Source organism: Dyella jiangningensis, from assembly GCF_003264855.1.
Lineage (GTDB): Bacteria > Pseudomonadota > Gammaproteobacteria > Xanthomonadales > Rhodanobacteraceae > Dyella > Dyella jiangningensis_C.
In genome coordinates, this window is the sequence record NZ_NFZS01000004.1 from 619,835 (window position 1) to 643,689 (window position 23,855).

Sequence of the window (23,855 nt, forward strand, 5' to 3'; positions counted from 1 at the left end):
GGGCCCCGCTGACGATCAGTACACGTCACGACGGTAACGTCCCTGCTCGCGAAGCGCTTCCACGGTTTCGTCCCCCAGCGCTTCGCGCAGCGCGGCATCGACGCCCGGCGCCATGCCCGCCAGGCTGCCGCATACATAGATGGCGGCACCGTCCTCCATCCATGTGCGCAGCACGTCGGCGGCTTCGCGCAAGCGATCCTGCACGTATACGCGCTGCCCGCCATCGCGCGACCAGGCCAGGTCGAGGCGTTCGACAGCGCCTTGCCGCCGCCACTGTTCGATCTCGTCGCGGTGATAGAAATCGCGGGCCTGCTGCCTCTCGCCGAACAGCAACCAGTTGCGCAGATGCCCTCGCGCGATGCGCGACTTGAGCAGGGCGCGCAAGCCGGCGAGGCCTGTGCCGTTGCCGATCAGGATCAGTGGACGCCCATCTTCCGGCACGTGGAAACCGGCATTGGCGCGTATGCGCAAGGCGATCTCGCCGCCCACTGCCGCGTGTTGCGTGAGCCAACCCGAACCGATGCCCACGGCGCCGTCATCGCGCTGCATGCGCCGCACCAGCAAATGGAGCGCGCCATCGGAAGGCAGCGATGCGATGGAATATTCGCGATGCGGCAACGGCTGCAGGCCGGCGACGATCGTCCCGGGTGCCTGCCCCGAGATCTCGGCATCCGGCGGCAGGTGGCTGCCCGCCAACCACTCGCGCAGCGTCGCGCGACGATCGTGATGCGCAACAACGGAACCGCCGTCGAGCCCTTCCGCTGCCAGCCACCGGTCCACCTCGGCATCGGCGTGGCGCGGCCCGATCTCCACCAGGTCTCCCGCCTGCCAGGTCATCTGGCTCTGCAGCGGTCGAAGCGCGAGATGAAAACACGGACCGCCAAGACTCTCCGGGTTGAGCAGGCGCCGCTCGACCAGCTGCCAGCGCTGATAATCGGGCCGCTGCCAGTCCGGCAATTCCGCCACGCCGGTGAACAGCGCAAGATGGTGTTGCCAATGACGGAGTGCGGCGGCATCACCGTTGTCCACTTCCACGGCGTCGAACATCGGCGTAGCACCACTGCGCTGCAGCCAATGCTGCAATTGCCGCCCGAAGCCACAGAAATCGTCGTAATCGCTGTCGCCCAACGACAGCAACCCATAATGCAACTGCGCGAGCGCCATGGGCTCGCGCATCCTGTGCGTGACGAAACGTGCCGCACCGTCGGGCGCGTCGCCTTCACCGGTGGTGCTCACCACGAACAACATGTGACGGGCGTGCTGGAGCATGTCGTCATCCAGCGCACCAAGCTCCAGCAGGCGCGCGCGCTTGCCTGCCTGCCGCAGGCTTTGCATCGTCTGTTGCGCCAGTTGCTCCGCGGTGCCGGTCTGGCTGGCGAACACCACCAGGGTGTCATCCGGCTGCGGGATGGGCGCATGCGCCTGCGCGCTGCGTGCCGAACGACGCGACCAAGCCACCCGTGCGGTCAAACCGCTCCATACCAGCAACGCTGCGGTGGCCGCCAACCAGCGTGTGATGCCCGGCGCGTGCCATTCCCACTCGCCTGCCTGCATGCGCAGCAAGCAGGCCGCCAGGACGGCGAGCAATCCGCACAGCGCGATGTTGCCCCAGCCGAAGCGATCGACCGATGTCGTCGTTGATGCACTCATGACGCCAACGCGGCGGCGAACGCAGGCGACAGCCGTTCTTCGAGGCCGTTCGCGCCATGCAGGATGAACATCACCGCGAGCCCGCGCTCGCTCGCCCAAGGCAGCCCTTGCTCGGGACCGAGCACGGTCATCAACGTGCCGATCGGATCCGCGTGCATGGCGTCACTCGCAAGCACGCTGACCGAAGCCACCTTGTGCGCCACCGGTCGGCCGGTGCGCGGATCGATGTGATGCGAATAGCGCACGTCGTCTGCGGTGAAGTGGCGACGATAGTCACCGGACGTGGCGATGGCGCGACCGCTCAACGTGAGCACCTGGCTGAGCTGGTCGGCATGTTCGACCGCGCCCCTCGCGGCGCCCGGACGTTCGACGCCAATGCGCCACGACGATCGATCCGGCTTGGTGCCCTTGCCCTTGAGCTCACCGCCCACTTCCACCAGCCAGGCGCCCATGCCGAGCCCGTCCAGGTACTGGCCCACCAGGTCGACGCTGTAGCCCTTCGCCACCGACGACAGATCGAGATAGATGCCGCCCGGCTGATAGAGGCTGTGGGTGGCTTCATCGAGCCTGAGCTTCCACCAGCCGACGCGCTCGCTGGCCGCGGCCATCGCCTCGGATGACGGCGGTTCGTAACGCGATGCGTCGGGACCGAAACCCCACAGGTTCACCAACGGGCCGACCGTCGGGTCATACGCGCCGCCGCTGTCGCGTGCCACCGACAGCGCATGCTTCACCACATGGAAGCATTCGGTCGGAAGCACATGCCAGGTGCCGGCGGGCGCGCTGTTGAACCGCGACAGGTCCGACTGCGGCTTGTACGTGCTCATCTGGCCGTCGACCAGATCGAGCGCGGCCTGGATGCCGTCATGCCACGTCTGCAACGACAGCTCGACCGGAAGCACGGCGCGCACCGACCATGTCGTGCCCATGGTCTCGCCTTGCGTGGATTGCACGACGAGATCCATCAACGGCGTGATGCTCCGCATCGACCGGCGCGAGCCTGCTGTTGCATCACTGCGGCAGCACTTCCAACGTGGCGGAGTACGACAGGCGGCGCTGCTTGGCGGGCTTGAGGCTGGTCTTGTCGTCCTGCGTGCTCGTGTTGACCCAATACATGCCGGCGTGCGGCCAGTTCAGGCTGAACTTGCCGTCCTTGCCGGTGGTGACGTCGATTTCTTCCTGCGCGTTTCGATAGCGCGTTTCGCCGGCAATCGCCGATACCTTCAGGCCCGCGGCGGGTTTGCCGTCGAGCAGCAACTGGAAGGTGGCCGGCTCGCCCGCGGCCAGATCGGTAAACGCCGTGACCGGCACCAGTTCCAGGCCCTTGCCACTGGGCTTGAGCGCTGCATCGCTGGGCTTGCCATTGGTGACGAAGGTCTCCACGCGGCTGATCGATTCGGACACTTCGACGTTCTTCGCACCGGCCGGAATGTCCTTGGCGAAGTTGGCCGGCTCGCCGCGCCAGCGACGCTTCTGCCCGTCCACTTCATAGCTGGCGAACAGGCCGCCGTTGACCGCGGCGATCTTGTACGTGCCCGGCTGGGTCAGGTGCACGTCGAACACGCTGCGGTACTGGCCGGTGAAGGCGTTTTCCACTTTGGCCGTCTGGCCGTCCGGCGCGGTGACGATCACACGATCGGTCTGCACCGGCATATGGTCGGCGTAGAACAGGTCGTTGGAGACGGCGGCATCCACCGTCACCCACGGATCGGCACCGGATACGTTGGTGGCCGAAGGCACCATCCACATCTTGTGCGCCTGCGCGGCCAACGGCAGGGTCATCGCCAGCGCCAGCGCGCTCCACTTCAACGATCGCTTCATCATGGAATCTCCGTCGGAATCAGGGTGCGAGGTCGAGCTTGACCGCGCCGAGTTCGCTGCTGCCCTTGGCGTCCAGCTGCTGTGGCGCGCTGGCCGGCCAGGTGAACGGCACGCGCACGACTTCGCGCCCGCCCACTTCGCGTGCGGCCTCGACGACCAGTTCGTACTTGCCTGCCGGCAGCGCGCCCAGCGGCGCCCTGCCTTCATGGAAGCTCAGCTTCTGGTCGCCCGCGGGGCGCGTCGCGCCGGAGACGCCATCCACCGGCATCTGCAGGTCGCGGCCACCACGACGCCACCATTGGCGAAGCTCGGGCAGCCATTTGGTACCGGCGCCCTCCTTCGATTCCTTCTGCGCGTACCAGACGGCCAGTTGCGCGGCCACGGTGTGATCCTCGCGCTCGATCCACACGGCCGTATACGGTCGGTGGTATTCCGCCACGTCCAGCTGCGGGATCTGCACGGTGACATTGAGATCGGCCGCCATCGCGGGCGCGGCGAGCAGCAAGGCGGGCATGGAGAACAGCAGTCGACGCATGGGTAAGTCCCGTCAATGGATGAAGATCAGTGCCAGCACCAACGGCAGCAGCAGACCGAAGGCCACCAGCGGCCAGGTCGCGCCGCGCTGTGCAGCGTGCATTTTCAAAAGCAGCAATCCGGTGACCGAGAAGATCACGCAGGCGAGCGCGAATACATCGATGAACCAGCCCCACGCGGCTCCCGCATGGCGTCCTTTGTGCAGGTCGTTGAGATAGGCGATGACGCCGCGCGTGCTGCGCTCGGCTTCGACCTTGCCGCTCTCGCGATCGATGCTCAGCCATGCGTCGCCGCCGGGGCGCGGCATCGAGACATAGATTTCGTCGGAGGACCAATCGGCGGCACGCCCCGCGACGTCGATATCGAGCTGCGCGCCGATCCAGTCGGCGACCATCGCCGGCACGGACACGCCCTTGCGTTCGTCGTCGCCGGCGACGGCCTTGAGCAGCGTGGCGGGCAATTGCGCAGTGCGGTGCACGGTCTGTGCCTTCGCTTCGATCTGTCCGGCGTGGTTGAGCGTGAAACCCGTGACCGCGAAAAGCAGCATGCCGACCAGGCACAACGCCGCGCTGATCCAGTGCCACTGGTGCAGTTGCTTGAGCCAGAACGCCCGGCTCGAACCGACCTTGTTGTGCGACCGCGCCACTGGTTTCATGCCCGCCTTATTGCCTCACGTTCGCGCCGATGCATGACGGGCCATGCAACCGAGTCGCGCGCCAGCTGTCTCATTGCGGCGCCAGGGCGCTAAGCTCCTTTCTTCGGGCAGCCCTTCCCTGACAACCAGCCGGGATTTTGCCACAAATGAGAATCACTCGCAATTCAGCCGGCATGCGCATCCGCCCATCTCGCCATCCGGCCGCCTACCTTATCTGGAACCCGTCATGCGCATTTTGATTGCCGAGGATGATCCTTCCATTGCCGCGGGCGTCAGCGCGTCGCTGCGACAAGGCGGCCACGCGGTCGACTGCGTGTCCGACGGCACCAAGGCCGATGCGGCGTTGCGCGATACGCCCTACGACCTGCTCATCCTCGACCTCGGCCTGCCCAACCTCGACGGTGCCGACGTGCTGCAACGCCTGCGCAAGCGCGGCACCGGCCTGCCGGTACTGGTGATCACGGCGCGCGAGGGCCTGCGCGAGCGCGTGCGCGTGCTCGATCTGGGCGCCGACGATTATCTGGTGAAGCCGTTCGCGCTGGCCGAATTCGAAGCGCGCGTACGTGCCCTGCTGCGGCGTTACACCTCACAGGGCGCGCCGGAGATGACGCTTGGCAAGCTGCGCCTGGACCTGCCCGGCCACCGCGCCTGGATCGGCGAAACACCGCTGGAACTCACCGCGCGCGAGTTCGGCCTGCTTGAAGCACTGGCCGCCCGCCCCGATCGGGTCACCAGCCGCGCGCAACTGGTCGAGGCGCTGTGCAGCTGGGACGAGGAACTCACCGACAACGGCCTGGATATCGCGATCTATCGCCTGCGCCGCAAGCTCGCCGACTCGGGCACGCAGGTCCGCACCATCCGCGGGCTGGGCTATCTGCTCGAGGAAGTGAAGGAAGACAAGGAACACAAGGCATGATCGAGGTGGCGGCCAAGCCGGGGCGTTCCTGGCTGCACGGCCTCATCGAGCCGGCGGGCCGCCCCAGCCTGCGGCGCCATCTGCTTTCTTCGCTGCTGGTGCCGCTGATGATGCTGCTGGTGGTCGAGAGCCTCGTCACCTACGGCGGCGCGTTGATCTACTCCAACCACGTGCACGATCGCGACCTCGCCGACGATGCGATGACGCTGGCGCAGATGCTGAGCCAGGAAGACCTGGGCGGAAAGGTCTCGCCGCAGGCGCGCTTCCTGCTCGAATACGCCCCCGAGGGACACAACTACTTCAACGTCAGCAGCCTCAATCACGGCTTGCTCGCAGGGGCACCGGAGCTGCGACCCGCATCGCTGAAAGGCGCCGCGCAGGACGGCGAGCCCGCGCTCTACACCACCATGCTGGGACGCCGCCAGGTGCGCGCGGCGACGGTGCGCATTCCCAACCTGCACGATCCGAGCGACCAGCTCACCGTGACCATGGCGGAAACCTTCCGCGACCGCCATCAGCGCGCGCGGGAAATCCTGCTGCTGAGCATTCCCGCGCAGGCGATCCTGATCGCCAGCGTGTTCATTCTCGTGCTGTATGGCGTGCGCGTAGGCCTGCGTCAGCTCGATCCGCTCACCGCGCGACTCGCTTCGCGCGAGCACGACCTTGCGCCCATCGGCGACGCCGACGTGCCAGTGGAAATCCTGCCGCTCACGCGCACCATCGACGGCCTGTTCGCGCGCCAGCGCGGCATGCTCTCGCTGCAGGAACGCTTCATCGCCGACGCGGCGCACCAGCTGAAGACGCCGCTGGCGGGGCTGCGCGTGCACGTCGAACGGGCGCAGGCCGATCCGAGCAAGGAAACCGTCCACGACGCCCTGCAACACATCCTGCGGCTCACTCAACGCGCGAGCCGCGCTTCCAGCCAGCTGCTCGCACTTACGCGCGTGCAATCGACCGAATCCGCCGACGCTGCCCCACTGTGCCTGCTCGACCTGGCGCAACTCGTGCCCGAAATGCTGAGCGTACGCGTGCACGACGCCATCGCCGCAGGCGTCGACCTGGGCTACGAGGGCCCGTCCGGTCCGGTCTGGATCGATGGCGACCGCATCTCGCTGCAGGAGATGCTCGACAACCTCATCGACAACAGCCTGCGCTACGCAGGACGCCGCAGCATCCTCACGGTAGGCGTGTCCGCGATGCCACACGGAGCGAGCCTGAGCGTGGAAGACAACGGCCCCGGCGTTCCTCCGGCCTTCCTGGAACGGCTCGGCGAGCGCTTCTTCCGCGTACCCGGCGTCGTCGAAGAAGGCACCGGGCTTGGCCTGGCGATCGTGCAACGCATCGCCGAACGCCATCGCGCACACGTGCGCTACCTCAACGGCAGCAATGGCGGCCTGCGAGTGGAGATCGTGTTTCCGCCGGCACGCACCTCGAAGTCACTGTCCTGATGCATCAGGTGAGGGCCTGCGCACAGGCACCGTCGCGCGCAGGCTTCGCACCGAATACCAGGAAGCTTGCTGCGCCAAGCATCCACACGCCGATGCCACCGTACAACAACACCCGCTGAAACCCGTGCGACAAGGCCGTGCGGGCCAGCTCGGGCGCAATGCCCGTAGGCAGCCCGCCAGCGATCGACTCAGCCAGCGCACGCAATGTGATGTCGTCCGGTACAGGCATGCCGCTGGTCGCCGCGGCGTATCGCAGCCCAGCCGCCACGCCCGACACCAGGATCAACCCCATCAGCGCGATGTTGATGGCCAACGTGATCATGCGCGCACTCATGTCGATGCCGGAGGCCATGCCAGCCCGTTCGCTCGTCACGACGCCCGTCGTCGTATTGGTGACCGTCGTGTTGGTCATGCCCAGGCCGACGCCCGCGCAAACGCAGCCGGGCAACATGCTCGGCCAGCCGGGATGTGCGACGCCACTGCCCCACTTCATCAGGAAGAAGCCCGCACCGATGGTGAACAAGCCAGCGGGTATGACCCAGCCTGGTCGATAGCGAACAGCAAGCCGTTCTGCCAAGGGAGGCACCACCAGCGTCGGCAGCGTATAGGCCAGCAAGGCGCATCCCGCGGCGGCATCGCCATAGCCCAGGACGCCATGGAAATACAGCGGCAGATAAATCATGAAGGGCCAGAAGCTGATGTTCATGCCCGCCGATCCCAGCAGCGCTCCCGAGAAGGCACGAATGCGGAACACCGAGAAATCGAACATCGGATGGGCAACCCGCGTTTCGATCATGACGAACGCCAGCAGGCATAGCGCGCTGACAAAGGCGATGCCCATGACGCGTGGATTGCCGTAACCCAGATCTGGCCCCTGCGTAATGAAGTATGCGGTGCCGAACACGGCGAGCGACAACGCAAGCATGCCGGCCACGTCCAGTCGCCGTGCGTTCGGATCTCGCGACTCACGCGCGCCGCGCCAGCCCAGCATGAGCGTCGCCAGCGCGATTGGACCGTGCGCGAGAAAGACCCACGGCCAGCTCGCCCACGCGACGATGGCGCCGCCGATGATGGGACCAAAACCCAGCCCGATGCCGAAGATCACGCCCCACGCTGCAAACGCCCTCACGCGTTCCGCGCGCGCGGGAAACTGCTGGGACAACACGGCCACCTGGCAGATCAGCATCGCCCCACCGGTAGCGCCCTGCAGGAAGCGAGCACCGATCATCACCGCCATGTTCGGGGCCCACCCGCATACCATCGAGGCCACGCCGAACAGCGCGATGTTGATGAGGAACAGCCGCTTTCTGCCAAACCGGTCGGCCAGTGTTCCCGTTGCCATCAGCACGGTGGTGCAAGCGATGGTGTACGCGTTCATGACCCACTGCATGTCCTTGAAGTCGCCACGCAATGCATGCTGCAGGGTGGGCAGGATCGCCGGGACACTGGAAATCTCCAGCCCGAACATCAGCGAAGAAAGGCATACGGCCGCCAACGCGAGGCCGTTCTTTGAAACGCGAAGGGAAGTCATGGGCGGCTCCATGCGGGGAGCCGCTACTATATGGCGCCATGAAAGCGCCATTGACTCAATATTCTCCCGTGAATGTAGCCTTCACAGCTCCAATGGAGCCTCGTCGTGGATGACCGGCTGGATGGCATCGCCACCTTCGTACAGGTCGTGGAGGCTGGCAGTTTTGCCGTAGCGGCCGAACGCCTGAACCTCACGCGCTCGGCCGTAGGCAAGGTCATCGCGCGACTGGAAAAGCGGCTCGGCGTGCGCCTGATCCAGCGGACCACGCGCAGCCAAAGCCTTACCGAAGACGGAAAGTCTTATTACGACAGCTGTGTCCGCGCGCTCGCGGAACTGGAAGCCGCCGAAACGATGCTGGAAGGCGGGCGCCAACAGCCGCAGGGCCGCCTCCGCGTCAGCGTACCCATCGCATTTGGACACCTCTGCGTGGCCCCGGTGTTGATGGAACTTGCGGCCCGCAATCCAGCGCTGCGCATCGACATCTCCTTTACCGATCGCGTGGTCGATCTGATCGAAGAAGGCGTCGACCTCGCCGTGCGCATCGGCGACCTGCGCGACAGCACCAGTCTCGCCGCACGCAAGCTCGGCATGCAGTACCTGAGCATCGGGGCATCACCCGCCTACGTGGCCCGTCACGGCATGCCCGTCGAACTGGACGAGCTGGAAGCGCATGCCATCGTTGCCTACTCCCGCGCCGGCGTGACGCCACCGTGGGACTTGCGCGAACCATCCGGACATATCCGACGCCTGCACGTGCAGGCACAGCTGAGCATGGATGATGTCCAGGCCATTGCAGCGGCGGCCATTGCCGGCTTCGGCCTCGCGCGCATCCCGTCGTGGCTGCTGGCGCGCCATGTCAAAACGGGCGAGCTCGTGCAAGTAAAGGATCGGTGCAACCTCGCGCCGCAGGACATTCACGCCGTGTGGCCAAAAACGCGTTACATGCCGCCGAAGACGCGCAGTGCCATCGATGCACTGGTCGCAGGCATTCCTCAGATGCTGGACAGATAGACGCCGCTGCGCCCTTGTGCCAGCAAAAAAAAACGGCGACACACGCGTGTCGCCGCTGTCACACATCCCCTGCATGGGAACTACCTGAGACAAACTTTTGGCAGAACGCCGCGGGATGCACTCCCGCGGCGTCGCATTACATGGCCTTCTTCGCCTTGGTCAGCAGCTGGTCGAGCAGCGCGATGGCCAAGTCGATTTCCTCGTGGGTGATGTCCAGCGAAGGCGCGAACGTGATGACGTTCTTGTACCAACCGCCCACGTCGAGCACGAGGCCGATCTTCTTGCCGTTGTGCTCGAGATCGCCCGCCAGACCGATGTCCACCATCTTGTCCAACAGTGCCTTGTTCGGCGTGAAGCCATCGTCAGTGCAGATTTCGGCGCGCAGCGCGAGGCCGAGGCCGTCGACGTCGCCGATTTCCTTGTGGCGCTTCTGCAGGTCCTTGAGGCCTTCGAGGAAGTGCGCGCCCTTCTTCGCGACGTTGGTCTCGTAGTCCAGCTCGTAGCCCATCTTGATCACTTCCAGACCCAGCGAGGTGCCCAGCGGGTTGGAATTGAACGTGCTGTGCGTGGAGCCCGGCGGGAAGATGGTCGGGTTGATCATCTCTTCGCGCGCCCACAGGCCGGACAGCGGGTTCAGGCCGTTGGTCAGCGCCTTGCCGAACACGATCACGTCCGGCGTCACGCCGAAGTGCTCGATCGACCACAGCTTGCCGGTGCGCCAGAAACCCATCTGGATTTCATCGACCACCATCAGGATGCCGTACTGGTCCAGCACCTTCTTCAGGTCCTTGAAGAAGTTCATCGGCGGGATGACGTAGCCACCGGTGCCCTGGATCGGCTCGACGTAGAAGGCGGCGTATTCGGCCTGGTTGACCTTGGGATCCCACACGCCGTTGTATTCGGTCTCGAACAGGCGCGCGAACTGGCGCACGCACGCATCGGAATACTCTTCCGGCGTCATGCCCTTCGGGCGACGGAACGGATACGGGAACGGGATGAACATCGCGCGCTCGCCGAAGTGGCCGAAGCGGCGACGGTAGCGGTAGCTCGACGTGATCGACGAGGCGCCCAGCGTACGGCCGTGATAGCCGCCTTCGAAGGCGAACATCAGGCTCTTGCCATTCTTGTAGTTGCGCACCAGCTTCAGCGAGTCCTCCACCGCCTGCGCGCCGCCGACGTTGAAGTGCACGCGGCCCTTCAAGCCGAACTTCTGCTGCGCATCGACCGCGATGGTCTTGGCCAGCTCGATGCGGGTCTGGTGCAGGTACTGGCTGGCGACCTGCGGCAGCACGTCGATCTGGTTCTTCAGCGTGTCGTTGAGGCGCTTGTTGCCGTAACCGAAGTTGACCGCCGAGTACCACATCTGCAGATCGAGGAAGCGCGTGCCGGCGGTATCGATCATCCAGCTGCCTTCGCCGTGGCGGAAGATCTTCGGCGGATCGACGTAGTGCACGGTATCGCCGAACGAGCTCCACTCGGCCTCGTCGGCGAGCAGCTGCGCGTCGGGAATCACGACGCCAGCGGCGTTCTTGTCGTAAGCATTCATCAGGAAAATCCGGAAACGTTCAGATGGGGAATGCGATCAGGCCACGGCCCGATCTGCGGGGATGGCGGTCTCGTGCTCGGCCAGCAGGCTGCCGTCGAGCAGGCGCGGCAGCAGTTCCAGCGCGTCTTCGAAACCCGTGATCGGCACATAGGGAATGCCGGCGGCGCGGCAGTGCTCGATCAGGCGATGCTTGGCGAATACGAAATCGACGCGGTCGGCGGCGCAGAAATCGGACGCGCCGTCGCCGATGAGCAGGGTCTTGGCACCGCCGCGGCTGGCTTGCGCGGCCACGGCGCACTTGCAGGTACCGCTGCGGCAACCATCGGCCTGGAACGGCGAGGTGAGCTGCCACTTCTGCGGCGGCGTCGCCGGCGCCAGGTGATTGGCGGCCAGCGGCAGGTCGTTAAGGCCGTAGCGGGAGAGGATCTGCTTGATCGCGTAGTCCAGGCCGTCGCTGACGATATGGATTGGCGTAGCGAGCTCTCGCGCCTGCTTCACGAACGCAGGGAAGGCGTGGTCGATCCACAGCGAGGACAGATGGCGGTCAAGCTCCTCGCGGTTCATGTCCAGCAAGGCGACCTGGCCGGTCATGCATTCGCGCGAGCCGATGCGGCCGGCGCGCCAATCCTGCTCAAGCGTTTCCCAGCCGGGGCGGCCGAAACGGTCGAGCAGCGAGTCGATGACGTCTTCGACGGAAATGGTGCCGTCGAAGTCGCAGAGAATGGTCCAACCGGTCACTGAGGTACAACTCCGCATCGCGAGATGGTGACACCTTAGGTTCCTGCCCCTTTCGGGCTCCTTTCTTGCGCCAGAATGGTGGCCGCCCGGCGTCGCCCCGTAAGGGCCGGATAAGCCAGCCGGCAGCCGGCTCCGGTATGCTTGGACACTTGTCGGCGTGATGCTGGTCAAGCGTTCAGCCATTCCCCACCTGAACATGCAGGATTTTCGTGTTCCAGAGTCGAACCAACCCGGGTCTGTCGGTCATGGATGCTCGGCCCCGTCGTCCCCTGCTCGCCAGCATGCTGCTGGGATGGGGACTGGCGACGCTGGCTGGTTGCTCGGTCGCGCCGCTTCCCGAGCTGAAGCCGCCGGTACCCGACGCCTGGCGCAATGCGCCGGCGGGCGTGGCGCCACCCAGCGCCGACCTGCGTGGATGGTGGCAGGCACTGGGCGATCCGGACCTCGACGCACTGGTCGACCGTGCGCTGCAGGCCAACCTCGATGTGGCGCAGGCGGCCGAACGCGTGCAGGCAGCGCGCATCCTCAACCGGCACGCGCACGATCCCTATCTGCCTTCGTTGCACGGGCGCACCAACGACCAGATCGACCCGGATACTACGGCGTCGTACTTCGTCGCCGGCTTCGACGCCTTGTGGGAACTGCCCTTGTTCGGCGCGTGGCAAAGCAGCAAGCGTGTAGCCCAGGGCCAGCTCAATGGTGCCGACGCCGCGCTGCGTGGCGCCCAGGTGACGCTGGTAGCGGAAGTCACGCGGCGCTGGGTCGAGCTCCGCTCGGCGCAGCAGCAGGAGTTGCTGCTCGCCGGCATCCGCGATGCGCTGCAGGAAAAGGTGCGGCTGGTGCAGGTGCGCGAGGGACTCAAGCTTTCGCCGCCGCTGGAAGTGGCCAAGGCGCAGGCTGAGCTTGCCCGCGCCGAGGCGGCGCTCGCCGAGCCGCGCCAGACCATCAACAGCAGCGCGCAGCAGCTGGCCGTGCTGCTGGGCCAGAACGAACCCGATCCCGCCTGGCTGCAGCCGGGCGCGCAACCGAAGCTGGGCAGCTGGCAGCTCACCACGGCGCCGGCGGACATGCTGCGCGCGCGCCCGGAAATCGCCAGCGCCGAAGCCGAGGTGCTGCGCGCTGCAGGCGAACTGGGCCTCAGCCGCGCCGACATCTGGCCGCATGTGGGGCTGGGTGCTTCGCTGCAGTGGTCGGCCAACCTCGTGAGCAACTATCGCGTGCACACCGGGGAAGCGATCTTCTCGTACGGCCCGCTGCTGGACATTCCGTTGTTCGATTGGGGCCAGCGCCTGGCCGCGGCGCATGCGAAGGACCACGAACTGAAGGCGGCCGTGCTCGCCTATCGCCAGGCCGTGCTGCAAGGCGTCGCCGAGGCGGAGGTCGCCATGGGCGACCTGGAACAGCTGCGCGGTCGCGAGCAAGCCACCGTGCAGGCCGCACAGGCGGTGCAGACGACGATGGATGCCTTGAACAAACGCGCCGAGCTCAACCTCAGCAGCCATCTGGACGTCCAGGACGGCCTGGTCGAAAACCATCGTGCGCAGCTTGAGGTGATCAGCGCCATCGCGGCGCGCGACCTGGCCTATGTATCGCTGTACAAGGCCCTGGGCGGCGCGCCGATGCCGGCGAATGCCTCGCCGCGGAGCACCGAATAATGGTGGCGTTGGCGCGCAAGACCCTCATCTACGAATGGCGCCGCTTCCTGCCTGCCATCCTCGCCGTGGGCTTCGCCGGCCTGCTGCAGCTGCTGCAGGCGGCGCTGGTGCTGGGCATCTTCGGCAGCGCCAGCGTGTACATCACGGGCTCGTCGGCGGACCTGTGGGCCGGCTATCCCGGCACGCAGAGCGTGAATCTCGGACGCTCGATCGATTCGGGCGTGGAGATGCGCCTGCGCATGGATCCCGCCGTCACCGCCGTCGAACCCTTCCACTGGGTCGATGCCGACTGGCGTGGCCCCAGCGACACCGGCGGCGTCTCGGTGTTCGTTTCCGGTATCAACGCGCGACCGGACGGCATGCTGTTCGCGCATGCACTCTCCCCTGCCCTGCGTGCAAGGCTCAATGAGCCCGACGCCGTGATCGTCGACCGCGCCGACCTGGACAGCCTGGGCGTGGCCATCGGTGACACCGCCGTGATCAACGGCCATCGCGTGCGCGTGGTCGGTGTGAGCAACGGCCTGCGCGCGCTGGGCGGCGTGAACGTGGTCGCGTCGCTCGCCACCGCGGCCGAACTGGACACCGATCCTTCCAATGCCAGCCGCATGACCTATTTCGTGGCCAAGCTGCGCAACCCCGCCGACGCCGACGACGTTGCCGCGCGTCTGCGCGGCAACCGCGCGTTCGGCAGCTACGACGTCTGGACGGCCGAAAATTTCGCCCGTCGTTCGCAGCTCTACTGGATGTTCGATACCGGCGCGGGTGCCGGCGTGCTGTTCCTCGCCGGCGTGGTGTTCCTGGTCGGCGCCGTGATCACCAGCCAGACGCTGGTGGCGGCGGTGATCGGCTCGGTGCGCGAGTACGCCACGCTCAACGCACTCGGCGTCGGTGTGGGTGCGCTGCGCAAGGTGGTGATGGAACAGGCGTTCTGGGTGGGCGCATTGGGCCTGCTGGGAAGTACGGTGCTCGGCGGCATCGCCCTGGCGCTCGCGCGCAGCCGCAGCGTGCCGGTGGCACTTGGACCCTGGACCACGGTGGCGTGCCTGGCGCTGTGCATGGGCCTGGCGATCGTGTCCGGCCTGGCGGCGATGCGCAGCCTGCGCCGCGCCGACCCGGCGACGTTGTTGAGGTGAGGGCCCGCGCCATGTCTTCCATTTCGTTGCAGGCCCGCAACGTGACCAAGTCGTTCACGTCCGGCCCCATCCACAACACGGTGCTGCACAACCTCACGCTGGATATCCGCGCGGGCGAGCTCACCCTGATATCCGGCCCGTCGGGCTGCGGCAAGAGCACCCTGCTCGCCATCCTCAGCGGATTGCAGCGTCCCGATGCCGGCCAGGTGCTCGCGCTCGGCCAGGATCTGGCCGAACTCAACACGCATGCGCTGGAGCGCTTCCGCCTGCAGCACACGGGTTTCGTGTTCCAGGGCTTCAACCTGTTCCCGGCGCTCAATGCGCTGGAGCAGGTGGAGTTGCCGCTCAGCTATCTCGGGCTGCCAGCGGGTGAAGCACGTCGCCGCGCCATGGCTTCGCTGGAGGAAGTAGGCCTTGGGCCGCGCATGGGCCTGCGTCCGTCGGAGCTGTCCGGCGGTGAAAAGCAGCGCGTGGCGATCGCGCGCGCGCTGGCCAAGGAGCCGGGCCTGCTGTTCGCCGACGAACCCACCAGCGCGCTGGATGCGGCGAACGGCCAAATCATCATCGACATCCTGCACCGCATCGCGCGCACCCACGGCACCACCGTGCTGTGCGTGAGCCATGATCCACGCCTGGTCGGCCACGCCGACCGCGTGCTCGCCATGGAGGATGGACGTATCCTTAGCGACCGTGTGCCGTCCCCCACTTCGACGCCGACGTCGGGACTCGAGGAACCTTCTGCATGACCCTGCGTCCGCTCTTCCCGCTTTCCCTGGCCCTTACCGTCTCGCTGCTCGCGGCCTGCTCGCACGATGACGCCGGCAAGGGCAACGCGCCGGCGCCCGCCTCGGTCAGCTATGCGGCCGTGGCCCGCGGGCGCGTCGATGTCGAAGGCGGCCTGCTCAAGCTGAGCATGCCCCGCGACGGCGTCGTGGCCGAGATCAAGGTGCACGAGGGCGACCACGTACACAAAGGCCAGGTGCTGGCGGTGCTCGACACCAAGCCGACGCAACTCGCGGTGAATGCCGCCGAGGCCGAGCAGAAGCAGGCGCAGGCACAAGGCCGGCTGCTCGAGGTTCGCCTCAAGGCCGCGCAGCAACGCGCCAGCCGCCTCGCCCAGGCGGCATCCGCCGGTGCCGGCGATGGGCAGAGCGCGGACGATGCACGCGATGCCGCCCAGCAGTTGCAAGGCGAACTGGACAATGCCCGCGCCGCCGAAGCCATGGCCGCGCAGAAGCTTGACGCCGCCCGCTACGAGCTTGCCCAACGCAGCCTGCTCGCGCCGATCGATGCACAGATCGTCGAACGCGACATCCAGCCCGGCGCTGCGGTGTCGCCGCAGGGTGGCGCGGCCTTCGTGCTGCTGCCGGAAGGTGCGCGCATCGTGCGCGCCGAACTCAACGAATCGTTCGTGGGCGCGGTGAGTGAAGGCATGCATGCCACGGTGGTCGACGACAGCGGCAGCGGCGCGCCGACGCTCAGTGCACATGTGCAGCGCATCGGCACCGTGTTCGGGCCCAGCGCGCTCGAAGAAGACCCCATGATCCGCGCCAACACCCGCACGGTGGAATGCGTGCTTGCCTTCGACCAGCCGCCGCCGGCGTCGTTGCGCATTGGCCAGCGCGTGATCGTGCAGTTCGGCAACAGCGCCGACGACCACCGCCCACCGGCAAAGCCAGGCTCCTGATCCGTATCGCATGTTCCCTCGTCGTTCCCCTTCCGCGCTGACGCTGCGCGCCGCTGCCGGACTGCTGTGCCTGCTGGCTGCGTTCCATGCCAGGGCGGACAACGTCACCGATGGACCGAACGTGCTGCTGGGCGGCGGCGTGGAACGCATGCCGGCGTGGATGGGATCGAGCGAGCATCGCAACCAGGCGGTTCCGTACATCCAGGCCGAGCTGCCGTGGCACGTCACGCTCTCCACGCTCGATGGCCTCACGGTCGATCTCATCCATGGGCAGCAATGGCATGGCGGCCTCTACGGCAACTACCTGTGGGGACGCGACCATGACGAACTCGGCGCGCCGCTGGCCGGCGTTGTCGATTCGCTTGCGCCTCGCCTCAACGGCGGCGGTTACCTGGAATACCAGGCGACGGTGCAGCTCAATCTCGGCGCCACGTTGAGCCACGATACGCAGGGTGCAGGCGCCTATCTCAATGTCTACGCCGACTACGACCTGCCCGCCCTCGGCTACATCGAGCACAGCCTGCAATTGCAGTGGCAAGGCATGAATGGTCCGGCGATGCGGCGCTTCTTCGGCGTCACGCCCGGGCAGGCCGCGAAGCTCGGCGTCGTGCCGTGGTCGCCGGGCGCGGGAAGCCAGCAGGTCTCGCTCGAATACGACGCCTATATTCCCACCAGCGTGCACACCGGCTTTGCGTTGGCCGTGAACTACACGCGCCTGCTTGGTGCCGCCGCCGACAGTCCGCTGGTCAGGAGCTTCGGCACGCCGAACCAGTTGACCACCACGCTGGCTTTCGTCTATCGGCTCTGATCGCCCCCCGCCTCAGCGCGCCTGCAGCGGATCGAAGGCCGAACCGTCGGCCACTTCATCGAGTGTCCAACGACGCGGTGAAGGGAGCTTCTCCCACGTCACGGTTTCCTTGTCGTCCTGCATGTTGCCGACGGTGCGCTTCACCTTGCCGGTAGAGTAGTTGATGCTGAGGCTTTCGCTGGCGCCCGAATTGCGCATCACCGAATCGCTGTCGAAACCGATCAGCTCGAAGCGGCCGTTCTGCCAGCGGAACGTGTAAGTCGTATTGCCCATGGACCAGCTGCCCGCGTTGGCCCAGAAATGCAGCGTGACGCGCAATGCGCCCCGCTGAACCGATACGCCGCCCTCCTCCAGCATGTCATCGATGGTGGGAATGTCGTGGCGCGGTATCAGGCTGTGGTTCTGCAACACCAGCGCGTAACCACCGCCATCGCGCGCAAACGCCACGGCGAGCATGCGCGGATTGGTGTCCAGCGGGTTTTCGCCGAGCCCGTCGTCGTTGCGTATCACGTTCGCCGGATCCTGTTGCCGCAGCACGAGCACGAGATCCGGCCGGCCATCGCCATTGAGATCATCGGCCACCTGCGATTCAAGCCGCCATCCTGCCGGCACGAAGCCTTCAGCACTCGCCGCCTGCGCAGGCAAGCCGGGATAGCGGACGGCGGGAATGCGCAGCTCCGCCCATGCGGACGGCGCGGCAAGAACGAACGCGCTGCCGAGCAGCCAACCCCATCGCATCATCATGTATTCCTCCTTGAATGGTGCCCGGGCGCCGTCATTGCGCCCGGTGCAACGCCTCAGCGGTCGTCGCGTGTCCAGATCTGTCCGTCCACTTCATGGACGGGAAAGCTCGCAATCGGCTCGTACGCCGGCGGGCAAGTGACGGCGCCGGTGCGCAGGTCGAAGCGCGCGCCATGGCGCGGACACTCGACCTCGAACCCATGCACGTCGCCACCGGCGAGTTCACCGCCATCGTGGCTGCATACGTCCTCGATGGCATACAGGTCACCATCGATGTTGTAGACGGCAATGGCCGTGTCGCCGTCCCATACCACCTTGAACTCGCCGGGCAGCAGTTCGCTACGGGTGCCCACGAAGATCCAGTCGGCGAGATTCATGCAGCCACCTCCTGCAGCGGCTTGCTCATGTAGACAAAGCGCAGGTCATCGCGCCTTGGAATGCCGAAACGCGGCTGGCCATAGGGAAACGCGCCGGTCTCGCCAGTAAGCCGATAGCCGCGCCGCTCATACCAGGCGATGAGTTCGGCGCGCTGCTCGATCACCGACATGCGCATCGCCGCCAACTGCCACTGCTCGCGCGCGATGCGTTCCGCTTCGGCCAGCAACGCGCGGCCGAGGCCAGCCATCTGCAGCTCGGGGCTGACCGCGAACATGCCGAAATAGCCGTGATCGCCCTGCTGCTCCACATGGCAACAGCCGACCAATACGCCATCGCGCTCCGCCAGCAGCACCAGGCTGCCGGCGCGTGCGATCAGCTCCTCGACGTTCGCCGCGTCGGTACGCTGGCCGTCGAGGAGATGGGTCTCGGTGGTCCATCCACGTTGGCCGGATTCACCGCGATACGCGGATTCGACCAGGGCAACAATGGCGGGAACGTCGGCGGCGCTGGCCGCTCGATATACGGGCGAGAAAGTCGTAGGCATTCCCCATGATAAGCCCGCGGCATCGTGATCGCACCGCACAATGACCTTCGACACTGTGCGCCCCTCGCGATGGCTGCCTAGCCTGTGCGGCGGGACCGCAGCGTCCCGCCTACGCACTATCGGCAGTCCGGGTGCGCCTGACGCATTCCACCAAGGGAGAATCCATGAAAAACCGCATTGTGAAACCGCTCGCGCTGGCGGTGGGCCTGGCTGTGTGCACGGGTGCACTGGCCGCCCCCGCCGCGTTCGACATCAAGGAGTTGGACACCGGCAAGGACGTGTGCAACGACTTCAACGGCTTCGTCAATGCCAAGTGGATTGCCGCCAACCCGATTCCGGATGACCGCACGCGTTGGGGTTCGTTCGACGCGCTGCGCGAAGACAGCCTCAATGTGCAGCACGCCATCGTGGAGAAGGCCGCCAAGGGCGCGACCAAGGCCAAGCCCGGCTCCATCGAGCAGAAGATCGGCGCCTTCTACGCCTCGGGCATGGACGAAGCCGCGATCGAGAAGGCCGGCTACGCCCCGATCAAGCCGGAGCTGGCCCGCATCGACGGCCTGAAGAACAGCAGCGACATCGTCAGCTACATCACCGACAGCTACGCACACGGCAATCCGGTGGCCTTCCGTTTCTACGGCAGCCCGGACTTCAAGGATTCCAGCACGCAGATCGCCTACGCCGGCCAGGGCGGCCTGGGGCTGCCCACCGCCGATTACTACAGCAAGCCCGACTTCGAGAAGATCCGCACCGAGTACGTCGCGCACATCGCACGCACGCTTCAGCTGGTGGGCGTGAACGAGGCCGACGCGCAGGCGCAGGCCAAGGCCGTGATGGCGTTCGAAACCCGCCTCGCCTCCGCCTCGCTGGTGCCCACCGAACTTCGCCAGCCGGAAAACCGCTACCACTACGTCAGCATCGCCGATGCCGACAAGGTGACGCCGCACTTCGACTGGGCGGCCTTCTTCAAGGCGCAGGGCGCCGACGTCCAGCAGGGCTTCTCGTTGTCGCAGCCGAAGTTCTTCGCCGAGTTCGACAAGATGCTGGCCGACGTGCCGGTATCCGAGTGGCAGGCCTACCTGCGCTTCCACGCCATCGACGAGGCGGCGCCGTACCTCTCCAAGGCGTTCCAGCAGGAAGACTTCGCCTTCAACGCGAAGACGCTGAACGGCCAGAAGGAAATGAAGTCCCGCTGGAAGCGCACGCTCGACGCCGTCGAAGGCGGCATGGGCATGGCGCTGGGCCAGCTGTACGTGGCGCAGACCTTCTCCCCGCAGTCCAAGGCCCGCGCGCAGGAGCTGGTGAACAACCTGCGCGCCGCCTACAAGGCGCGCATCGAGAACCTGCCGTGGATGAGCGAAGCCACCAAGCAGAAGGCGCTGGAAAAGTGGGCCAGCTTCACGCCGAAGATCGGCTACCCCGACAAGTGGCGTGACTGGACGGGCCTGCAGGTCCACCAGGGCGACTATTTCGGCAACGTCGAGTCGGCTGCCAAGTTCAACTACGACTACATGGTCGCCAAGATCGGCAAGCCGGTGGACCGTACCGAGTGGGGCATGACCCCGCAGACGGTGAACGCCTACTACAGCCCGCAGAAGAACGAGATCGTGTTCCCTGCCGCCATCCTGCAGCCGCCGTTCTTCGACGCAAAGGCCGACGATGCGCTCAACTACGGCGGCATCGGCGCCGTGATCGGCCACGAAATGGGCCATGGCTACGACGACCAGGGCAGCAAGTTCGACGCCCAGGGCAACAACGCCAACTGGTGGACCGACGACGACCGCAAGGCCTTCGAATCGCGCACCGACAAGCTGGCCGACCAGTTCAACCACTACGAAGCGCTGCCCGGCAAGTACGTCAACGGCAAGCTGACCATGGGCGAGAACATCGGCGACCTGGGCGGCCTCAACGCGGCCTACGATGCGTTGCAGATGGCGCTGGCAAAGAATCCGAAGGAAGCCAACAGCAAGATCGACGGCTACACCCAGGACCAGCGCTTCTTCCTCAACTGGGCCCGCGTGTGGCGCGGCAACATCCGTCCCGAGGCGCAGCTCACCCAGCTCAACACCGACCCTCACGCCCCCGCGCAGTTCCGCGCCATCGGCGCGCCATCCAACATGCCCGCGTTCGCCCAGGCATTCCAGTGCAAAGCAGGTGACAAGATGGTTCGTGATGGGGAGAAGCAGGTGAAAATCTGGTAAGGCTCACTGGCCTTGGTAAGACCGAAAACGCCGCGCTCCGTCGCGGCGTTTTTTTGCCCGTTGTAGGAGCGCACCCAGTGCGCGACCGCAGACTGCCCGCGCACGGTCGCCCTGGGTTGTCGCGACTACCAAGGGGTAACGACGATTGACCTCGCTGCAGCACCCTGCGCCGCGATCGCGCACTGGGTGCGCTCCTACAACAGGGCGACGGCTGCTTGCTCTTCGACGTCGGGTGCGGGGAAGCGCTGCTTGAAGGTAAACGCCAGCGGCGTTGGGCCGTAGCGATCCAGATGCCAAAGCTTGGCCAGCCCATCGTTGATCGATGGCTCGCTCCCTTCCGGCACCCACCACAACACCTGATACGCCGTGCCCTCCGGTGCCTTCGCGAAGAACTGTCGGCGCTGCGCCATGATGGCCGTGTGTGCACTGCGGTAGACGAAGTCGAACAACGCTTCAGCGCTCTCCCACACCGACATGTTCACGATGAAGCGCGGATCGCTCGCCACGGCGATGCTGGTGGCGTTGCCGGAGCCATCGTCCTTCAATCGCCAGACAAAGCCCTCACTGGATTCGGCGAGCGCATTGATGCCGGCCAGGGCATCGAAGAATGGCTGTACCGCGGGGTCACCCATGTCGCCCAACAACGTGCCTACGTTCATCTGCGCAAGATGCCAACGTGCCATCGGTTTGCCTCCGTGACGGGTTCACCTGCTTTTGGGGCGGCCAGTCGGACTCTCAACCGTCCGGCAAACGCTTCCTGGCGGAATCCAGGGCCACTAAGCTGTCCGCAACTTCCAGCGGGGGAAACCGATGAAGCGGATGGCTTTCGGAGTACTGGTCGTTGGCCTGCTCACCGCCTGCGCGGCGCAACCCGCACAGCAGGTAAACCCGGCGGGCACCCAGGTCACGCTTCATCTCGACAAATCGGGCAACCCCGCGATCAGCAGTGACGAGGAGCAGGTGCTGTCGGCCGTGCGCATGATCCAAGACGGCAAGATCATGGCGGCCATCGATGGGCCCTTGAATGCCGTGATCAGCAAGTTCGAAACCCAATATGCCCACAGTGACGTGAAGGTCTACAGCGCCCGCGGTACCACCGACGCACTGATCTATGCAGCCCTCGTCACGAGCGTTGCGCCAGGCCAGAAGGTCGAAGTGCTTGGCCCGGCCTGGGCCATGGCTTATTGGGCACGTGGCTATGCGTACGGCGAGATGGCGCGCTATGACGACGAGCGCCTGGAACTGGAAAAGGCGTTGGCTCTGGCACCCATGGACGCGCAGTACAGCAACGAGCTCGCCTATGTCTACGTACAAAAGCGCGACTGGCAGAATGCACTCGAGTACTACGAGAAAGCCGGGGAGTTCGCCGACTTCAACCCGACCAATGCCCAAAGCATGAAGTGCACATCCTTCCGTGGCCAGGGCTATGTATTAGTGGAGTTGCACCGGCTCGACGAAGCCGAAGCGAAGTATCGAGCGTGCCTGAAGATCACGCCGAACGAGCCGAAATCGCTCGGTGAAATCGGCTACATCGAAGATCTGAGGAAAAAACCGCACTGACCAGCGCCGGCACGCGCAGGCGAGCCAGCGCCGTCACATCAGCAGCTTGCGTACTTTCAGCAACGCCGTGATGAATGCATCGACTTCCTCGCGCGTGTTGTAGAACGCCAGCGAGGCGCGCAGCGTGGCGGGCACCTTGAAGAACTGCATCAGCGGATGGGCGCAGTGGTGGCCCGAGCGCACGGCGACGCCCTGCAGGTCGAGCAGCGTGGCGAGGTCGGTGGCCTGCGCGCCTTCGATCAGGAACGAGATCACCGGTTCCTTTTCCTTGGCCTCGCCAACCAGGCGCAGACCCGGGATTTCACGCAGCCGCTCGGTCGCATAGGCCAGCAGCTGCTGCTCCCACGAATGGATCGCGTCGAAACCCACGGAATGGTAGTAATCGATGGCCGCACTCAGTCCGACGAAGCCGGCAATGTTCGGCGTACCCGCCTCGAACTTGTGCGGCGGCTCGGCGAACGTGGTGCCATCGAAACGCACCTCGCGGATCATCTCGCCGCCACCGAAGAATGGCGGCATCGCTTCCAGGTGTTCTTTGCGCGCCCACAACGCACCGGTGCCGGTAGGCGACAGCATCTTGTGGCCGGTCAGCGCGTAGAAGTCGCAGCCCAGCGCCTGCACGTCGACCGGGCGATGCGGTACCGCCTGCGAGCCATCCACCAGCAGCGGAATGCCACGCTTGCGGCACTCCCTGGCGATCTCGCGCACCGGGTTGACCGTGCCGAGCACGTTCGACACGTGCGTGACGCAGGCCAGCTTCACTTCCGGCGTGAGCATCTCGATGTACTTCTCGACAATCAGCTCGCCACGCTCGTCGATCGGCGCCGCCTTCACGGTGGCGCCGGTGCGTGCGGCCATCAGCTGCCACGGAACGATGTTCGCGTGGTGCTCCATCACCGTAGTGAGGATGGCGTCACCCGGCTTCAGGCGCGGCAATGCATAGCTGTAGGCAACGAGGTTGATCGACTGCGTGGTGCCCGAGGTCAGCACCAGCTCGTTGCGCGAGGTGGCGTTGATGAAACGCGCCAGCTTGTCGCGTGCGCCTTCATAGGCGGCGGTGGCTTCCTCGCCGATCTGATGCACGGCGCGCGAAACATTGGCGTTGTGGCGGCGGTAGTGGTCGTCCACTGCCTCGATCACGCTCGCCGGCTTCTGGCTGGTGTTGGCGTTGTCGAAATAGATCAGTGGCTTGTCGTGCACGGTGCGCGACAGCAAGGGAAAGTCGGCGCGGATGCGCTGCACGTCGAAAACGGTGGGGCTCGGTTTGGTCTGTGCGTTCATCGGATCATTCGCCTGGTAGC

The 23,855-nt window shown here is 65.8% G+C and carries 23 protein-coding genes; 10 read left to right on the forward strand and 13 right to left on the reverse strand.

All coding sequences use genetic code 11. The features are described from left to right. Positions 1 to 15: 15 nt before the first annotated feature. Genes CA260_RS15475 through CA260_RS15495 form a run of 5 tightly spaced genes read right to left on the reverse strand, consistent with a single transcriptional unit; the run spans position 16 to position 4,660 of the window. A complete protein-coding gene (locus CA260_RS15475; RefSeq protein WP_111983935.1) occupies positions 16 to 1,650 on the reverse strand; it encodes a sulfite reductase subunit alpha in 1,635 nt (544 codons plus the stop codon). Continuing rightward, on the reverse strand, positions 1,647 to 2,615 hold the full coding sequence (locus CA260_RS15480; RefSeq protein WP_238149817.1) for an FAD:protein FMN transferase: 969 nt from the start codon (positions 2,613 to 2,615) through the stop codon (positions 1,647 to 1,649). The genes CA260_RS15475 and CA260_RS15480 overlap by 4 nt, the downstream gene beginning before the upstream one ends. A 46-nt stretch (positions 2,616 to 2,661) precedes the next feature. Then, entirely contained in the window at positions 2,662 to 3,471 is an 810-nt protein-coding gene (locus tag CA260_RS15485) for a DUF4198 domain-containing protein (RefSeq protein WP_202864107.1), read from the reverse strand. A 19-nt stretch (positions 3,472 to 3,490) separates the two neighbouring features. Further along, positions 3,491 to 4,006, reverse strand: coding sequence for a DUF2271 domain-containing protein (locus CA260_RS15490; RefSeq protein ID WP_111983937.1), 516 nt, complete (start codon positions 4,004 to 4,006; stop codon positions 3,491 to 3,493). 12 nt (positions 4,007 to 4,018) lie between these two features. Then, entirely contained in the window at positions 4,019 to 4,660 is a 642-nt protein-coding gene (locus tag CA260_RS15495) for a PepSY-associated TM helix domain-containing protein (protein WP_111983938.1), read from the reverse strand. A gap of 226 nt (positions 4,661 to 4,886) precedes the next feature. On the opposite strand from CA260_RS15495, the gene CA260_RS15500 reads away from it, so the two are divergent. Further along, on the forward strand, positions 4,887 to 5,576 hold the full coding sequence (locus CA260_RS15500; RefSeq protein ID WP_111983939.1) for a response regulator: 690 nt from the start codon (positions 4,887 to 4,889) through the stop codon (positions 5,574 to 5,576). Further along, positions 5,573 to 7,024, forward strand: coding sequence for a sensor histidine kinase (locus CA260_RS15505; protein WP_111983940.1), 1,452 nt, complete (start codon positions 5,573 to 5,575; stop codon positions 7,022 to 7,024). The genes CA260_RS15500 and CA260_RS15505 overlap by 4 nt, the downstream gene beginning before the upstream one ends. Before the next feature lie 4 nt (positions 7,025 to 7,028). Here the strand turns inward: CA260_RS15505 and CA260_RS15510 are convergent, their stop codons facing one another. Then, entirely contained in the window at positions 7,029 to 8,555 is a 1,527-nt protein-coding gene (locus CA260_RS15510) for an MFS transporter (protein ID WP_111983941.1), read from the reverse strand. 105 nt (positions 8,556 to 8,660) lie between these two features. Between CA260_RS15510 and CA260_RS15515 the strand changes: the two genes are divergently transcribed. Beyond that, a complete protein-coding gene (locus tag CA260_RS15515; protein WP_111983942.1) occupies positions 8,661 to 9,566 on the forward strand; it encodes a LysR family transcriptional regulator in 906 nt (301 codons plus the stop codon). 136 nt (positions 9,567 to 9,702) lie between these two features. On the opposite strand, the gene CA260_RS15520 is transcribed toward CA260_RS15515, so the two are convergent. Together CA260_RS15520 and CA260_RS15525 are read right to left on the reverse strand one after the other, a co-directional pair. Continuing rightward, entirely contained in the window at positions 9,703 to 11,112 is a 1,410-nt protein-coding gene (locus CA260_RS15520) for an aspartate aminotransferase family protein (RefSeq protein ID WP_111983943.1), read from the reverse strand. 36 nt (positions 11,113 to 11,148) lie between these two features. Further along, positions 11,149 to 11,850, reverse strand: coding sequence for an MtnX-like HAD-IB family phosphatase (locus CA260_RS15525; RefSeq protein WP_238149782.1), 702 nt, complete (start codon positions 11,848 to 11,850; stop codon positions 11,149 to 11,151). Between the two features lie 209 nt (positions 11,851 to 12,059). On the opposite strand from CA260_RS15525, the gene CA260_RS15530 reads away from it, so the two are divergent. From CA260_RS15530 to CA260_RS15550, 5 genes are read left to right on the forward strand one after another with little or no spacing between them, the layout of a single operon-like run. Beyond that, on the forward strand, positions 12,060 to 13,505 hold the full coding sequence (locus CA260_RS15530) for a TolC family protein (RefSeq protein WP_111983945.1): 1,446 nt from the start codon (positions 12,060 to 12,062) through the stop codon (positions 13,503 to 13,505). Continuing rightward, entirely contained in the window at positions 13,505 to 14,638 is a 1,134-nt protein-coding gene (locus CA260_RS15535; RefSeq protein ID WP_111983946.1) for an ABC transporter permease, read from the forward strand. The genes CA260_RS15530 and CA260_RS15535 overlap by 1 nt, the downstream gene beginning before the upstream one ends. Before the next feature lie 11 nt (positions 14,639 to 14,649). Further along, complete coding sequence (locus CA260_RS15540) at positions 14,650 to 15,384, forward strand: ABC transporter ATP-binding protein (protein ID WP_111983947.1); 735 nt, start codon at positions 14,650 to 14,652, stop codon at positions 15,382 to 15,384. Further along, positions 15,381 to 16,325, forward strand: coding sequence for an efflux RND transporter periplasmic adaptor subunit (locus tag CA260_RS15545; RefSeq protein WP_111983948.1), 945 nt, complete (start codon positions 15,381 to 15,383; stop codon positions 16,323 to 16,325). Before CA260_RS15540 ends, CA260_RS15545 begins: the two co-directional genes overlap by 4 nt. A gap of 10 nt (positions 16,326 to 16,335) precedes the next feature. Continuing rightward, positions 16,336 to 17,133: a MipA/OmpV family protein gene (locus CA260_RS15550; RefSeq protein WP_111983949.1), complete on the forward strand. Its 798-nt coding sequence runs from the start codon at positions 16,336 to 16,338 to the stop codon at positions 17,131 to 17,133. A 12-nt stretch (positions 17,134 to 17,145) separates the two neighbouring features. Here the strand turns inward: CA260_RS15550 and CA260_RS15555 are convergent, their stop codons facing one another. The 3 genes from CA260_RS15555 to CA260_RS15565 are packed head-to-tail and all read right to left on the reverse strand — an operon-like array spanning position 17,146 to position 18,796. Further along, positions 17,146 to 17,877, reverse strand: coding sequence for a hypothetical protein (locus CA260_RS15555; RefSeq protein ID WP_238149783.1), 732 nt, complete (start codon positions 17,875 to 17,877; stop codon positions 17,146 to 17,148). A 53-nt stretch (positions 17,878 to 17,930) separates the two neighbouring features. Then, complete coding sequence (locus tag CA260_RS15560; RefSeq protein WP_111983950.1) at positions 17,931 to 18,251, reverse strand: non-heme iron oxygenase ferredoxin subunit; 321 nt, start codon at positions 18,249 to 18,251, stop codon at positions 17,931 to 17,933. After that, positions 18,248 to 18,796, reverse strand: a complete 549-nt coding sequence (locus CA260_RS15565) for a GNAT family N-acetyltransferase (RefSeq protein ID WP_111983951.1) — start codon at positions 18,794 to 18,796, stop codon at positions 18,248 to 18,250. The genes CA260_RS15560 and CA260_RS15565 overlap by 4 nt, the downstream gene beginning before the upstream one ends. Before the next feature lie 164 nt (positions 18,797 to 18,960). On the opposite strand from CA260_RS15565, the gene CA260_RS15570 reads away from it, so the two are divergent. Then, positions 18,961 to 20,994: a M13 family metallopeptidase gene (locus CA260_RS15570; protein WP_111983952.1), complete on the forward strand. Its 2,034-nt coding sequence runs from the start codon at positions 18,961 to 18,963 to the stop codon at positions 20,992 to 20,994. 194 nt (positions 20,995 to 21,188) lie between these two features. On the opposite strand, the gene CA260_RS15575 is transcribed toward CA260_RS15570, so the two are convergent. Continuing rightward, complete coding sequence (locus CA260_RS15575; protein ID WP_111983953.1) at positions 21,189 to 21,677, reverse strand: DUF3291 domain-containing protein; 489 nt, start codon at positions 21,675 to 21,677, stop codon at positions 21,189 to 21,191. 127 nt (positions 21,678 to 21,804) lie between these two features. Between CA260_RS15575 and CA260_RS15580 the strand changes: the two genes are divergently transcribed. After that, a complete protein-coding gene (locus CA260_RS15580; protein ID WP_146745361.1) occupies positions 21,805 to 22,554 on the forward strand; it encodes a tetratricopeptide repeat protein in 750 nt (249 codons plus the stop codon). Between the two features lie 33 nt (positions 22,555 to 22,587). Here CA260_RS15580 and CA260_RS15585 read toward each other — a convergent pair whose 3' ends face one another. Then, a complete protein-coding gene (locus tag CA260_RS15585; RefSeq protein WP_111983955.1) occupies positions 22,588 to 23,835 on the reverse strand; it encodes an aminotransferase class V-fold PLP-dependent enzyme in 1,248 nt (415 codons plus the stop codon). Between the last annotated feature and the right edge of the window lie 20 nt (positions 23,836 to 23,855).